Origin of the sequence: Streptomyces chartreusis (assembly GCF_008704715.1) — a bacterium.
In the GTDB taxonomy this organism is placed as follows: Bacteria; Actinomycetota; Actinomycetes; order Streptomycetales; family Streptomycetaceae; genus Streptomyces; species Streptomyces chartreusis.
On sequence record NZ_CP023689.1, the window covers coordinates 6,340,769 to 6,354,831 of the forward strand.

13 protein-coding genes are annotated in these 14,063 nt (G+C 71.3%); all 13 read left to right on the top strand.

Annotation, left to right across the window (positions count from 1 at the left end; all coding sequences use genetic code 11):
- Window positions 1-7 precede the first annotated feature (7 nt).
- The 13 genes from CP983_RS27905 to CP983_RS27970 all read left to right on the top strand — a co-directional run bounded on the left by CP983_RS27905 (window position 8) and on the right by CP983_RS27970 (window position 14,031).
- A complete protein-coding gene (locus tag CP983_RS27905) occupies window positions 8-1,780 on the top strand; it encodes an acetyl/propionyl/methylcrotonyl-CoA carboxylase subunit alpha (RefSeq protein ID WP_150502528.1) in 1,773 nt (590 codons plus the stop codon).
- A 195-nt stretch (window positions 1,781-1,975) separates the two neighbouring features.
- Window positions 1,976-2,305 (top strand): TcmI family type II polyketide cyclase, encoded by a 330-nt coding sequence (locus CP983_RS27910; protein ID WP_125527440.1) that lies wholly within the window; start codon window positions 1,976-1,978, stop codon window positions 2,303-2,305.
- On the top strand, window positions 2,302-3,573 hold the full coding sequence (locus CP983_RS27915; RefSeq protein ID WP_107905484.1) for a beta-ketoacyl-[acyl-carrier-protein] synthase family protein: 1,272 nt from the start codon (window positions 2,302-2,304) through the stop codon (window positions 3,571-3,573). The genes CP983_RS27910 and CP983_RS27915 overlap by 4 nt, the downstream gene beginning before the upstream one ends.
- Complete coding sequence (locus CP983_RS27920; protein WP_150502529.1) at window positions 3,570-4,796, top strand: ketosynthase chain-length factor; 1,227 nt, start codon at window positions 3,570-3,572, stop codon at window positions 4,794-4,796. The genes CP983_RS27915 and CP983_RS27920 overlap by 4 nt, the downstream gene beginning before the upstream one ends.
- Before the next feature lie 181 nt (window positions 4,797-4,977).
- A complete protein-coding gene (locus tag CP983_RS27930) occupies window positions 4,978-5,247 on the top strand; it encodes an acyl carrier protein (RefSeq protein WP_107905482.1) in 270 nt (89 codons plus the stop codon).
- Window positions 5,248-5,344: 97 nt separating this feature from the next.
- The gene (fabG, locus tag CP983_RS27935; protein ID WP_150502531.1) at window positions 5,345-6,130 is read left to right on the top strand and encodes a 3-oxoacyl-ACP reductase FabG; all 786 of its coding nucleotides are present in this window, start codon (window positions 5,345-5,347) and stop codon (window positions 6,128-6,130) included.
- A gap of 20 nt (window positions 6,131-6,150) precedes the next feature.
- Complete coding sequence (locus CP983_RS27940; protein WP_150502533.1) at window positions 6,151-7,086, top strand: aromatase/cyclase; 936 nt, start codon at window positions 6,151-6,153, stop codon at window positions 7,084-7,086.
- Window positions 7,087-7,088: 2 nt separating this feature from the next.
- Window positions 7,089-8,576, top strand: coding sequence for an FAD-dependent monooxygenase (locus tag CP983_RS27945; protein ID WP_308436545.1), 1,488 nt, complete (start codon window positions 7,089-7,091; stop codon window positions 8,574-8,576).
- A gap of 105 nt (window positions 8,577-8,681) precedes the next feature.
- Complete coding sequence (gene rfbA / locus CP983_RS27950; protein WP_150502535.1) at window positions 8,682-9,551, top strand: glucose-1-phosphate thymidylyltransferase RfbA; 870 nt, start codon at window positions 8,682-8,684, stop codon at window positions 9,549-9,551.
- Between the two features lie 37 nt (window positions 9,552-9,588).
- Complete coding sequence (locus CP983_RS27955; protein ID WP_107905477.1) at window positions 9,589-10,269, top strand: antibiotic biosynthesis monooxygenase family protein; 681 nt, start codon at window positions 9,589-9,591, stop codon at window positions 10,267-10,269.
- Window positions 10,270-10,332: 63 nt separating this feature from the next.
- Entirely contained in the window at window positions 10,333-11,508 is a 1,176-nt protein-coding gene (locus CP983_RS27960) for a nucleotide disphospho-sugar-binding domain-containing protein (protein ID WP_150502537.1), read from the top strand.
- A complete protein-coding gene (gene rfbB / locus CP983_RS27965) occupies window positions 11,505-12,494 on the top strand; it encodes a dTDP-glucose 4,6-dehydratase (RefSeq protein ID WP_150502539.1) in 990 nt (329 codons plus the stop codon). Before CP983_RS27960 ends, rfbB begins: the two co-directional genes overlap by 4 nt.
- A 52-nt stretch (window positions 12,495-12,546) precedes the next feature.
- Entirely contained in the window at window positions 12,547-14,031 is a 1,485-nt protein-coding gene (locus CP983_RS27970; RefSeq protein WP_150502541.1) for an FAD-dependent monooxygenase, read from the top strand.
- The last annotated feature ends 32 nt before the right edge of the window (window positions 14,032-14,063 follow it).

The window sequence follows — 14,063 nt, forward strand, 5'->3', positions numbered from 1 at the left end:
ACGCGTCGTGCGCAAGGTGCTCATCGCCAACCGTGGCGAAATCGCTGTCCGCGTGGCCCGGGCCTGTCGGGATGCCGGGATCGCGAGCGTGGCCGTCTACGCGGACCCGGACCGTGACGCTCTGCATGTCCGGGCCGCGGATGAGGCGTTCGCCCTGGGCGGTGACACCCCGGCCACCAGCTATCTGGACATCGGCAAGGTCCTGACCGCGGCCCGCGAGTCGGGTGCGGACGCGATCCATCCCGGCTACGGGTTCCTGTCGGAGAACGCCGACTTCGCCCAGGCCGTCCTGGACGCGGATCTGATCTGGATCGGCCCGCCGCCGCAGGCGATCCGTGACCTCGGTGACAAGGTCGCCGCCCGTCACATCGCCCAGCGTGCCGGCGCCCCGCTGGTCGCCGGCACCCCCGACCCGGTTGCGGGCGCCGACGAGGTCGTCGCGTTCGCCGAGACCCATGGTCTGCCGATCGCGATCAAGGCGGCCTTCGGTGGCGGCGGACGCGGTCTGAAGGTCGCCCGCACCCTGGACGAGGTGCCGGAGCTGTATGAGTCGGCGGTGCGGGAGGCGGTCGCCGCGTTCGGGCGCGGGGAGTGCTTCGTCGAGCGCTACCTCGACAAGCCCCGGCACGTGGAGACGCAGTGCCTGGCCGACACCCACGGCAACGTCGTCGTGGTCTCGACGCGTGACTGCTCGCTGCAGCGCCGGCATCAGAAACTCGTCGAGGAGGCGCCCGCGCCGTTCCTGTCCGAGGCGCAGGTCGCGGAGCTGTACTCGTCGTCGAAGGCGATCCTGAAGGAAGCCGGCTACGTCGGTGCCGGCACGGTGGAGTTCCTCGTCGGCGCGGACGGCACGATCTCCTTCCTGGAGGTCAACACCCGTCTCCAGGTCGAGCACCCGGTCACCGAGGAAGTCGCCGGGATCGATCTGGTGCGGGAGATGTTCCGCATCGCCGACGGCGAGGCCCTGGGCTACGACGACCCGCCGCTGCGCGGGCACTCCTTCGAGTTCCGCATCAACGGCGAGGACCCCGGCCGCGGCTTCCTGCCCGCCCCCGGCACCGTCACCGCCTTCGCCCCGCCCTCCGGCCCGGGCGTCCGCCTGGACGCGGGCGTGGAGTCCGGCTCCGTCATCGGCCCCGCCTGGGACTCCCTGCTGGCGAAGCTGATCGTCACCGGCGCCACCCGCGAACAGGCCCTGCAGCGCGCTTCGCGGGCACTGGAGGAGTTCCAGGTCGAGGGCATGGCCACCGCCATCCCCTTCCACCGCGCGGTCGTCAAGGACCCGGCCTTCGCACCGGAACTGACCGGCTCCACCGACCCGTTCACGGTTCACACCCGCTGGATCGAGACCGAGTTCGTCAACGACATCAAGCCCTTCGCCGCCCCCGCCGACACCGACGCGGACGAGGACACCGGCCGCGAGACCGTCGTCGTCGAGGTCGGCGGCAAGCGCCTGGAAGTCTCCCTCCCGGCCTCGCTCGGCATGACCCTGGCCCGCACCGGCCTCGCCGCCGGCGCCAAGCCCAAGCGCCGCGCCGCCAAGAAGTCCGGCCCCGTCGCCTCCGGCGACACCCTCGCCTCCCCCATGCAGGGCACCATCGTCAAGGTCGCCGTCGAGGAAGGCCAGGAGGTCAAGGAAGGCGACCTCGTCGTCGTACTCGAAGCGATGAAGATGGAACAGCCGCTCAACGCACACAGGTCCGGCATCGTCAAAGGGCTGTCCGCCGAGGTCGGCGCGTCCCTCACTTCCGGTGCCGTCATCTGCGAAATCAAGGACTGATTTCTGACCGGGTTTGACATTCGTCTGACCTGAACCGCCTTGAAAGCGGCCGGAAAAACGAAGAACCTGGTGTCAGATTCATCAGATTCCCTTTCTCGCGCTTCTCGGAACTCTGCCGAGAGCCATGCGATGTGAATTCATCCGGTCGCCGCGCGTGGAATCACCGGGAAACTCTGTCGTGGAGGAGAGAGACGCATGCACAGCACTCTGATCGTGGCTCGGATGGATCCCGACTCCAGCATCGACGTGGCAAAACTGTTCGCGGAGTTCGACGCAGGCGACATGCCACACCGAATGGGCACCCGGCGCCGGCAATTGTTCTCGTACCGGGGTCTCTACTTCCACCTTCAGGACTTCGACGCGGACAACGGCGGCGAACTGATCGAGCAGGCGAAGGCCGACCCGCGGTTCATCCGGATCAGCGACGACCTCAAGCCGTTCATCGAGGCGTACGACCCTGCCACCTGGCGTTCGCCGGCCGACGCCATGGCGACCCGCTTCTACAACTGGGAGGCGTCCGCGTGACGTCGCGACGAGTCGTCATCACGGGGATGGAGGTCCTCGCCCCCGGCGGCATCGGCACCAAGAGCTTCTGGAGCCTGCTGAGCGAGGGGCGGACCGCGACGCGCGGGATCACCTTCTTCGACCCCGCCCCCTTCCGGTCCCGGGTGGCCGCGGAGATCGACTTCGATCCCGAGGAGCACGGACTGAGCCCGCAGGAGGTCCGCAGGATGGACCGCGCCGCGCAGTTCGCGGTGGTCGCGGCACGCGGCGCGGTCGCCGACAGCGGGATCGAGGTGGCGGAGTACGACCCGTACCGGGTGGGCGTCACCATCGGCAGCGCCGTCGGCGCCACCATGGGGCTCGACGAGGAGTACCGGATCGTCAGTGACGGCGGCCGCCTCGACCTCGTCGACCACGCGTACGCCGTACCGCATCTCTACAACTACCTGGTGCCCAGTTCCTTCGCCACCGAGGTGGCCTGGGCGGTCGGCGCGCAGGGACCCTCCACGGTCGTCTCCACCGGCTGCACCTCGGGCATCGACTCGGTCGGCCACGCGCTGGAACTGATCCGGGAGGGCTCCGCGGACGTGGTGATCGCGGGCTCCTCCGACGCGCCGATCTCCCCGATCACGATGGCCTGCTTCGACGCGATCAAGGCGACCACGCCCCGCCACGACGAGCCGGAGCGCGCCTCCCGCCCCTTCGACGGCACCCGCAACGGCTTCGTCCTGGGCGAGGGCGCCGCGGTGTTCGTCCTGGAGGAGCTGGGCAGCGCCCGGCGGCGCGGCGCCCACATCTACGCGGAGATCGCCGGGTACGCCACGCGCAGCAACGCGTACCACATGACGGGGCTGCGGCCGGACGGCGCGGAGATGGCCGAGGCGATCCGGGTCGCGCTGGACGAGGCCCGGATGAACCCCGATGCCATCGACTACGTCAACGCCCACGGCTCGGGCACCAAGCAGAACGACCGGCACGAGACCGCGGCCTTCAAGCGCAGCCTCGGCGAGCACGCGTACCGGACCCCGGTCAGCTCCATCAAGTCGATGGTCGGGCACTCCCTGGGCGCGATCGGCTCCATCGAGATCGCCGCCTCCGCACTCGCGATGGAGCACAACGTCGTGCCGCCCACCGCCAATCTGCACACCCCCGACCCCGAGTGCGACCTCGACTACGTGCCGCTGACGGCTCGTGACCAGATCACCGACGCGGTGCTGTCCGTCGGCAGCGGGTTCGGCGGCTTCCAGAGCGCCATGGTGCTCGCCCGGCCCGAGAGGAGTGCGGCATGAGTACGGCCACGAGTACGGCCGTGGTGGTGACCGGCCTCGGTGTGGTGTCCCCCAACGGCCTCGGCACCAGGGACTTCTGGGACGCGACCAGGAGCGGCAAGAGCGGCATCGGGCGGATCACCCGGTTCGATCCGTCGCAGTACCCGGCGCGGCTGGCGGGCGAGATACCGGGCTTCGTCGCCGAGGACCATCTGCCCAACCGGCTGCTGCCGCAGACCGACCGGATGACCAGGCTCGCGCTGGTGGCGGCCGACTGGGCGCTCGCCGACGCGGGGGTGACGCCCGCGGAGCTGCCCGAGTTCGACATGGGCGTGGTGACCGCGAGTCACTCCGGCGGGTTCGAGTTCGGGCAGAACGAGCTGCGCAAGTTGTGGAGCCTGGGCAGCCAGCACGTCAGCGCCTACCAGTCGTTCGCCTGGTTCTACGCCGTCAACAGCGGCCAGATCTCCATCCGCAACGGGATGAAGGGGCCGAGCGGGGTCGTCGTCAGCGACCAGGCCGGCGGGCTGGACGCGGTCGCGCAGGCACGGCGGCAGATCCGCAAGGGGACCTCGCTGATCGTGTCCGGGGCCGTCGACGCGTCCATCTGCCCGTGGGGATGGGTGGCGCAGCTGGCCGGGGATCGGCTGAGCACGAGCGATGAACCCACACGCGCGTATCTGCCCTTCGACGCCGACGCGAGCGGGCATGTGCCCGGTGAGGGCGGCGCGATCCTCATCCTGGAGTCCGCGCAGGCCGCGCGGGAGCGGGGCGCGAAGGTGTACGGGGAGATCGCCGGGTACGGCGCGACGATCGATCCGCGTCCTGGCAGTGGCGGTGAGTCCGGGTTGCGGCGTGCGCTGGAGGTCGCCCTCGCGGATGCCGGGGTGCGGGCGGAGGACGTCGATGTCGTCTTCGCCGACGCGGCTGCCGTGCCCGAGCTGGACCGGGTCGAGGCCGAGGCGATCAACGCCGTGTTCGGGGTGGAGGGTGTGCCGGTCACCGCGCCCAAGACGATGACCGGGCGGCTGTACTCCGGGGCTGCGCCGTTGGATCTGGCGGCGGCGTTCCTCGCCATGGCGGACAGGGTGATTCCGCCGACGGTCAACAGTGCGGTGGTGCCCGAGTACGGGCTGGATCTCGTCGGTGGGGAGGGGCGGGGTGCGGTGGTGCGTACGGCGGTTGTGCTGGCTCGGGGGCAAGGGGGGTTCAACTCGGCGGTTGTCGTGCGGGCCTTGCGGTAGTCGCCGTGGGGTTTCTCGCCCCCGCCGCCCCTACCCGTTCCGTCCCTGGGGGCTGCCGCCCCCAGACCCCCGCTTCGGCCCTGAACGGGCCTCGTCCTCAAACGCCGGACGGGCTGACAGGTGCGGGCCGGCGAAGAAGACCAACTCTCAACTCACCCGAACACGAAAGGACCAACCCCACATGTCCACCACACAGTTCACCCTCGACGACCTCAAGCGGATCCTGCGTGAAGGTGCCGGTGCCGATGAAGGTGTCGATCTTGACGGCGACATTCTCGACACCGGGTTCGAGGAGCTCGGCTATGAGTCGCTCGCGTTGCTGGAGACCGGTGGGCGTATCGAGCGGGAGTTCGGGATCACGCTCGACGACGACGTCCTGACCGACGCCCACACGCCCCGCGCGCTGATCGCGGCCGTCAACGCGCTGCTCGGAGTCGGCGCCGCCGCCTGATGCGTGACCGGTGACCGCAGGGCTCCCGGCTCTGCCCCGCGGTCACCGTCCCCACCCCTCGAACCGGACCACTCAACCCCCACGGGAGAAGAGAAACATGGCGCAGCAGCACAAGCGGGTCGCCCTCGTCACCGGAGCCACCAGCGGTATCGGCCTCGCCGTCGCACGGCTCCTCGCCGGGCAGGGGCATCGGGTCTTCCTCGGCGCCCGTACCCCCGAGAACGTGGCGTCCACCGTCAAGGAGCTCCGTGAGGAGGGGCTGGACGTCGACGGGGCCGCCGTGGACGTGCGGTCCGCCGACGGCGTCAGGGCCTTCGTGCAGGCGGCCGTCGACCGCTTCGGCAGCGTCGACGTCCTGGTCAACAACGCCGGCCGCAGCGGCGGCGGGGTCACCGCCGACATCGTCGACGAGCTGTGGGAAGACGTCATCGACACCAACCTCAACAGCGTCTTCCGGATGACGCGCGAGGTGCTCAACACCGGCGGGATGCGGGAGAAGGACCGCGGCCGCATCATCAATGTCGCCTCCACCGCCGGCAAGCAGGGCGTCGTCCTCGGCGCCCCCTACTCCGCCTCCAAGCACGGCGTCGTCGGCTTCACCAAGGCCCTCGGCAACGAGCTCGCGCCGACCGGCATCACCGTCAACGCGGTCTGCCCCGGCTATGTCGAGACCCCGATGGCCCAGCGCGTGCGCGCCGGGTACGCCGCCGCCTACGACACCACCGAGGACGCCATCCTCGAGAAGTTCCAGGCCAAGATCCCGCTCGGCCGCTACTCCACCCCCGAGGAGGTCGCGGGTCTCGTCGGCTACCTCGCCTCCGACACCGCCGCCTCCATCACCTCGCAGGCGCTGAACGTCTGCGGCGGGCTGGGCAACTTCTGACACGCTGAGGAGAACGCGCCATGACGACACGTCAGGTCGAGCACGAGATCACCGTCGACGCCCCCGCCCCCGCCGTCTACCGGCTCATCGCCGAGGTGGAGAACTGGCCGCGGATCTTCCCGCCCACCATCTACGTCGACCACCTGGAGCGCGGCGAGCGCGAGGAGCGCATACGCATCTGGGCCACCGCCAACGGCGAGGCCAAGAACTGGACCTCCCGCCGCACCCTGGACCCGGACGCCCTGCGGATCACCTTCCGCCAGGAGGTCTCCACCCCGCCGGTCGCCGCGATGGGCGGCACCTGGATCATCGAGCCGCTGTCCGGCACGTCGTCCCGGATCCGGCTGCTGCACGACTACCGGGCGATCGACGACGACCCCGAGGGCCTGAAGTGGATCGACGAGGCCGTCGACCGCAACTCCCGCTCGGAGCTGGCCGCGCTGAAGACCAACGTCGAACTCGCCCACGCCTCCGAGGAGATCACCTTCTCCTTCGAGGACACCATGCAGATCGACGGCTCCGCCAAGGACGCCTACGACTTCGTCAACGAGGCCGGGCTGTGGGTGGAGCGGCTGCCGCACGTGGCGTCCGTCAGGTTCAGCGAGGACACACCGGGCCTTCAGACGCTGGAGATGGACACCCGCGCCAAGGACGGCTCCACACACACCACGAAGTCGTACCGGGTGACCTTCCCGCACCACAGGATCGCCTACAAGCAGGTCACCCTGCCGGCGCTGATGACCCTGCACACCGGCTACTGGACCTTCGAGGAGAACGCGTCCGGGGTCGCCGCCTCCTCGCAGCACACCGTCGTCCTCAACACCGCCAACATCGCGAGGATCCTCGGCGCCGACGCCACCGTCGCGGACGCGCGCGCCTATGTGCAGAACGCGCTCAGCACCAACAGCCGCGCCACCCTCGGCCACGCCAAGGACCACGCCGAGAACAGGCGTTGACCGTGGCCACGCGCACACTGGAGACCGACGTCCTGGTCGTCGGCGCGGGGCCCGTCGGGCTGATGCTCGCCGGGGAGCTGCGCCTCGGCGGCGCGGCGACGGTCGTACTGGAGCGGCGGGACGCCCCGACCACCGAGTCGCGGGCCTCCACGCTGCACGCCCGCACCATGGAACTCCTCGACAGCCGGGGGCTGCTGGACGCCCTGGGCACCCCGCCCCACGAACCGCGCGGCCACTTCGGCGGCGTACCGCTCGACCTGACGCTGCCCAGCCCCTGGCCCGGGCAGTGGAAGGTGCCGCAGACCCGGACCGAGGAGCTCCTTCAGGACTGGGCGCTCGGCCTGGGCGCGGACCTGCGGCGGGGACACGAGCTGCGGGCCGTGCGGGTGGGCGAGGGCAGCGGGGCCGGCGTCGAGGCGGTGGCCGCCGGACCCGGCGGGCGGGCCCTGCGGGTCCGGGCGCGGTTCGTCGTCGGATGCGACGGCGAGGACAGCACCCTGCGGCGGCTGACCGGGGCCGAGTTCCCCGGGCGGGACGCGGGACGGGAGCTGCTGCGGGCCGACGTGGCCGGCATCGACGTACCCGACCGGCGTTTCCAGCGGCTGGAGAAGGGGCTCGCGATCGCCGCCCGGCGCGGTGACGGGGTCACCCGTGTCATGGTGCACGAGTTCGGCGCTGGACCAGGTGGCGGTGAGCCGGAGTTCGGCGAGGTCGCCCAGGTGTGGAAGCGGGTCACCGGGGAGGACATCAGCTCCGGCGACCCGCTGTGGGTGAACTCCTTCGGCGACGCCGACCGACAGCTGACCGACTACCGGCGGGGGCCCGTCCTGTTCGCCGGTGACGCGGCACACCAGCAGATGCCGATCGGCGGCCAGGCGCTCAACCTCGGGCTCCAGGACGCCGTCAACCTCGGCTGGAAACTCGCCGCCGAGGTGCGCGGGCGGGCCCCGGCCGGGCTGCTGGACACCTACCACGCCGAGCGGCACGCGGTCGGTGGGCGGGTGCTCGCGAACATCCGGGCGCAGGCGCTGCTGCTGCTCGGCGGGCCCGAGGTGGAGCCCGTCCGGGCGCTGCTCGGCGAACTCATCGCCGAACGGCCCCAGGTGCGGGCGCACTTGGCGGGGATGATCTCCGGACTCGACATCCGGTACGACGCCGACGCCGAGGACCCGCTCCTCGGTGCCCGGCTGCCGTATGTGCAACTCCGGGGACCCGAAGGCGCGTTGGACACCGCGGACCTGCTGCGCACCGGCGGTCGGGGCCTGCTGCTCGACCTCGCCGGGGACGCGCGGCTGCGTACCGCCATGCGGCCGTGGGCCGACCGGATCGTCACGGTGACCGCCCGCCCGGCGCCGGACTCCGCGCTCGGCGCCGCCCGTGCCGTGCTCGTGCGGCCCGACGGATACGTCGCGTGGACCGGCACGGAAGCCACGTCCGACGGGCCGGAAATCGCGCTGAAGAACTGGTTCGGCATTTCTGACAGAAATTGACATCGCTCTGACCTGGCGGCCCTTGAATCGGGCCGCACGTCCGAGAAAGCTGGTCACCGGCTCCCCCGACCACGAACCGGCAGACAATGCCTGGAGGCAGGGACAGTGAAAGGGATCATCCTGGCCGGCGGCCACGGGACACGGCTTCAGCCGATAACCCTGGGAATGTCGAAGCAATTGCTCCCGGTGTACGACAAGCCAATGATTTACTACCCACTGTCGGTGCTGATGCTGGCCGGCATCACCGATATCCAGATCATTTCCGCACCCCGTGATCTGGGCGGATTCCAGCGACTGCTGGGCGACGGCTCGGACTACGGGCTGAACCTCACCTACGCCGAGCAGGACGAACCCCGCGGCCTCGCCGACGCGTTCGTCATCGGCGCCGACCACATCGGCGACGACTCCGTGGCCCTGGTCCTCGGCGACAACATCTTCCACGGCCCCGGCTTCAGCGGCATCCTCCAGGACGCGGTCGTCGACGTCGACGGCTGCGTGCTCTTCGGCTACCCCGTGCGCGACCCCGAACGGTACGGCGTCGGCGAACTGGACGCCGCAGGCAACCTGGTCGCGCTGGAGGAGAAGCCCGCCCGGCCCCGCTCCAACCTGGCCGTCACCGGCCTGTACCTCTACGACAACGACGTGGTCGACATCGCCAAGAACCTGCGCCCCTCCGCGCGCGGCGAGCTGGAGATCACCGACGTCAACCGGGTCTATCTGGAGCGGGACAAGGCACGTCTGATCTCCCTCGGGCGCGGCTTCGCCTGGCTGGACACCGGCACGCACGACGCCCTCACCGAGGCCGGCCAGTACGTGCAGATCCTGGAGCACCGCCAGGGCGTGCGGATCGCCTGCATCGAGGAGATCGCCTGGCGCATGGGATTCATCGACCGCGAGACCTGCCACCGGCTCGGCACAAAGCTCGCGAAGTCCTCCTACGGCCGTTACGTCATGGAAATCGCCGCGGCCGGCTGAGAGTTCACCACCCTTACTTCTCGAACCGTGGAGAGTCATGCCTTTCATCTCGCCCGACGACGGCTACATGACCCTGTTCAACCTTTTCGACACCGAGGACCGGGAAAAGCAGAACCTGGTTCTGGAGGCCATGCGGGACATCGTCGACAACGCCGATTACCCGGGCTGGATATCCTCCACCGTGCACGCCGGCCAGGACACCCCCGGCACCGCCAACTACATTCAGTGGCGCAGCGCCGAGGACCTCAAGGCGCGCTACCAGGGGGAGAAGTTCCGGACGAAGACCGTGCCGGAGTTCCACCGGCTCGCCACCACCGTGCAGCTCATCCAGACCGAGTCGGTCTTCGCCCAGCGGCACCCCTCGCTCGGGGACGCCGCGGAGATCTCCACGGAGCGCGACGACTACACCGTGATCTTCGTGCTGCGCTGCGAGCCGGAGAACCAGAAGGCCCTCGTCGACGCCATCGCCAAGCCCGACGAGTGGCTGCTGACGGTCCCCGGCTACCGCTCCCACGCCTACTTCCGCGCCCTCGACGGCACAGCCGTCGTCAACTACGCGCAGTGGGACGACAAGCAGTCCTACGACGCCTTCCACACGCTGCCCGACGAGCAGCGGCCGCTCGACGTCCAGAAGGGCCGGGTGCGCGCCCGCTCCCTGGCCACCTCCCGCTGGGCGAACACCTTCCGCGTATGGCACTCGCGCTCCGCCGCGAGCTGACCTCCCCTCCCACCAGGACCGGAAGACCGGAAACGGAAGACCAGGACCGGAGAAGCCACAGCCATGCGCTACCTGTTCACCACCATCCCGGGGGCCTCGCACATGCTGCCCCTGGTCCCGCTGGCCCACGCCGCCCTCGCCGCCGGCCACGACGTGCTCGTCGCCGCGAACGGCTCGGCGCGGACCACGGCGGCCTCGGCCGGGCTGCACACCGTCGCCACCGACGACGGCCGGTCCGTACGGCCGTACGACGATCTCGTCCGCCGGTTCACCGAGACCGACGTGAGCTGGAACCTCACCCCGGGTGAGGTGATCGAGCACGTCGCCGGCGTCTTCGCCGACGTCGCCGGCGGTATGGCCGACGGCCTGGTCGACATCGCGCGGACCTGGAAGGCCGACGCCGTCGTCTACTGCCCGCCCGCCGTCGCCGGACTGCTCGCCGCCCGCGCCGCCGGCATCCCCGCCGTCCTGCACGGCATCGGCACCCGCCGGCCGACCTTCCGCCCCGCCCTGAACCGCCTCGCCCCGGTCGCCGAGCGCCTCGGCGCGCCCGCCCTGGAGGAGGCCGAGGTGGAGATCGACCTCAGCCCGCCCTCCCTGGAGACCATCCACCAGGACTCCCCGCACCAGGGCGGCGCCCGCCACACCCTGCCGATGCGGTACGCCCCCTACACCGGCGGCGCCGAACTGCCCGACTGGGCGCTCAGGCGCGGCGAGAAGCCCCGGATCGCCGTCACGCTCGGCTCCCTGCGCGTCTTCTACAGCGACGGCGCCCATCTGCGCGACATCCTCAAGGGCACCGAGGAACTCGACGTCGAGGTCGTCCTCACCACCAGCGGCGCCGAACTGACCGCGCTGCCCTCGCCGTTGCCCGGCCATGTGCGCACGGTGGACTGGATGCCGCTGCGCGCGCTCCTCGCCACGTGCGACGCGATCGTGCACCACGGCGGCATGGGCACCATGTACGCCGCGTTCGACGCCGGGGTGCCCCAGCTCGGCGTGCCCATGGCCCACGACGACGGCTGGGCCAACGCCCAGGTCCCGGTGGCCCGCGGCGCCGGCCTGATGCTGGAGGGCCGCAAGGCCACGGGCGGCGACATCGCCGCCGCCCTGCGCGACCTGCTCGGCGAGCCGGGCTACCGCGGGGCGAGCGAGCAGGTCGCCGCCGAGATGCGCGCCATGCCGACGCCCGCCGATGTCGTACGGGAGCTTCCCGGACTGCTGGGGGCGGCGTCATGAGGATGCTGGTGACCGGGGGCGCCGGGTTCATCGGCTCCCACTACGTGCGCTCGCTGCTCGCGGGCGCCTACGACGAGGGCCGGGGCACCGCCGTCACCGTCCTCGACAAGCTGACCTACGCCGGCAACCGGGCCAACCTGCCCGCCGACGACCCGCGGCTGACGTTCGTCCACGGCGACGTCTGCGACCGGGAACTGCTCCTCGACCTGCTCCCTGGCCACGACGCCGTCGTCCACTTCGCCGCCGAATCCCACGTCGACCGGTCGGTGACCGGGGCCGCCGAGTTCGTCCGCACGAACGCGCTCGGCACCCAGACCGTGCTGGACGCGGCACTGGAGACCGGTGTGGAGCGGGTCGTGCACGTCTCCACCGACGAGGTGTACGGCTCCATCGAGCAGGGCTCCTGGACCGAGGAGTGGCCGCTGCTGCCCAACTCCCCGTACGCGGCGTCCAAGGCGAGCTCCGACCTCGTCGCCCGCTCCTACTGGCGCACCCACGGCCTCGATGTGTCGGTCACCCGCTGCTCCAACAACTACGGGCCCTACCAGCACCCCGAGAAGCTGATCCCGCTCTTCGTCACCAACCTGCTCCAGGGCATCGAGGTCCCGGTGTACGGCGACGGCCGCAACCGGCGCGAGTGGCTGCACGTCGACGACCACTGCCGGGCCATCCACCTGGTCCTGATGCGGGGCGGCGCCGGCGAGATCTACAACGTCGGCAGCGGCGACGAACTGACCAACCTCGCCCTGACCGAGCGGATCCTCACGCTGTGCGGCGCCGACCGCTCGATGATCCGGCACGTCACCGACCGCAAGGGACACGACCTGCGGTACGCCCTCGACGACTCCAAGATCCGCGAGGAGCTCGGCTGGGCACCCCGGACCGGCTTCGAGGACGGGCTGGCCGCGACGGTCGCCTGGTACCGCGACAACCCGCAGTGGTGGCGGCCCGTCCGGGACGCCGCGCGCCCGACGGCCGTCGCCTGACGACCGGTCACCCCACAGGCACTTCACACCACCAGACAGGGAGGGGACGTTCGTGGACGCGGACGTGATCATCGTCGGCGCCGGGCCGACCGGGCTGATGCTGGCCGGTGAGCTCCGGCTCGCCGGGGCACGGGTCGTCGTGGCGGAGCTGCTCGACGAGCCCACGGGGCAGTCGCGCGGCCTGGGCTTCACGGCCCGCGCCATGGAGGCCTTCGACCAGCGCGGCCTGCTGCCGAGGTTCGGCGGCCTTCAGACCAGCCCGCTCGGCCACTTCGGCGGCGTGCAGTTCGACTACACCGTGCTGGAGGACGCCCACTTCGGCGCCCGCGGCGTACCCCAGTCGCAGACCGAGGCCGTCCTGGAACAGTGGGCCGGCGAGCTGGGCGCGGACATCCGGCGCGGCTCGGCGCTCACCGCCCTGACCGACCGCGGCGACCGGGTCGAGGTCACCCTCACCGGCACCGGGGGCGAGCAGCGGCTCACCGCCGGCTGGCTGGTCGGCTGCGACGGCGGGCACAGTGTCGTCCGCAAGGCCGCCGGGTTCGACTTCCCCGGGACCCCGGCCACCCGCGAGATGTACCTCGCCGACGTCGTCGGCTGCGGACTGAAGCCCCGTTTCCTCGGCGAGAAGCTGCCCAACGGCATGGTGATGGCCGCCCCGCTCGCCGAGGGCGTGGACCGCATCATCGTCTGCCCGCACGGCACCCCGCCCCGCGACCGCACCGACCGGACCGTCACCTTCGCCGAGGTCGCCGAAGCCTGGCGGGCCATCACCGGCGAGGACATCTCGCACGGCAGCGCCGAGTGGGTCAGCTCCTTCACCGACGCCACCCGCCAGGCCACCGAGTACCGGCGCGGCCGGGTACTGCTCGCGGGCGACGCCGCGCACATCCACCTCCCGGCCGGCGGACAGGGCCTGAGCACCGGGGTGCAGGACGCGGTCAACCTGGGCTGGAAGCTCGCCGCCGAGGTGGCAGGACGGGCCCCCGAGGGCCTGCTCGACACCTACCACGCCGAACGCCACCCGGTCGGCGAGCGCCTGCTGAGCAACACCCGCGCCCAGGGCATGGTCTTCCTCGGCGGCGAGGAGGCCGACCCGCTGCGCGAACTCCTCACCGAACTCATGGCGTACGACGACGTCAAACGCCATCTGGCGGGCTCGGTCAGCCACCTCGACGTCCGCTACGACCTCGGCGCCGGCAGCCACCCCCTGCTGGGCCGCCGGCTGCCGCCCCGCGCGCTGCGCACCGCCGCGGGCGCCACCACGACCACGGCCGAACTGCTGCACGCGGCGCAGGGCGTGCTGCTGGACCTCGCCGACGACGCCGGAGTCCGGGCCACGGCCGAGGGCTGGAAGGACCGCGTGCTCACGGTGACCGCGACCCTCGACGCCGCCGAGAGGCGCACCGACCCGTTCGCCGGCGCCGCAGCCGTCCTCGTGCGGCCCGACGGGTACGTCGCCTGGACCTCCGCCGACGGCGAGCGGGCGACGGACGCGCTGGAGCGCTGGTTCGGCCCGGCGGCCCCCGGACGCTGACGCCCGCCGCGGCCCTTCCCCACCCAACGGAG

What these genes read in the sequence shown, in the direction of transcription:
- CP983_RS27910 (WP_125527440.1), top strand. Translation starts at nt 1,976, where the DNA reads ATGCACAGCACTCTGATCGTGGCTCGGATGGATCCCGACTCCAGCATC.
- CP983_RS27920 (WP_150502529.1), top strand. Translation starts at nt 3,570, where the DNA reads ATGAGTACGGCCACGAGTACGGCCGTGGTGGTGACCGGCCTCGGTGTG.
- CP983_RS27930 (WP_107905482.1), top strand. Translation starts at nt 4,978, where the DNA reads ATGTCCACCACACAGTTCACCCTCGACGACCTCAAGCGGATCCTGCGT.
- fabG (WP_150502531.1), top strand. Translation starts at nt 5,345, where the DNA reads ATGGCGCAGCAGCACAAGCGGGTCGCCCTCGTCACCGGAGCCACCAGC.
- CP983_RS27940 (WP_150502533.1), top strand. Translation starts at nt 6,151, where the DNA reads ATGACGACACGTCAGGTCGAGCACGAGATCACCGTCGACGCCCCCGCC.
- CP983_RS27955 (WP_107905477.1), top strand. Translation starts at nt 9,589, where the DNA reads ATGCCTTTCATCTCGCCCGACGACGGCTACATGACCCTGTTCAACCTT.
- CP983_RS27960 (WP_150502537.1), top strand. Translation starts at nt 10,333, where the DNA reads ATGCGCTACCTGTTCACCACCATCCCGGGGGCCTCGCACATGCTGCCC.
- rfbB (WP_150502539.1), top strand. Translation starts at nt 11,505, where the DNA reads ATGAGGATGCTGGTGACCGGGGGCGCCGGGTTCATCGGCTCCCACTAC.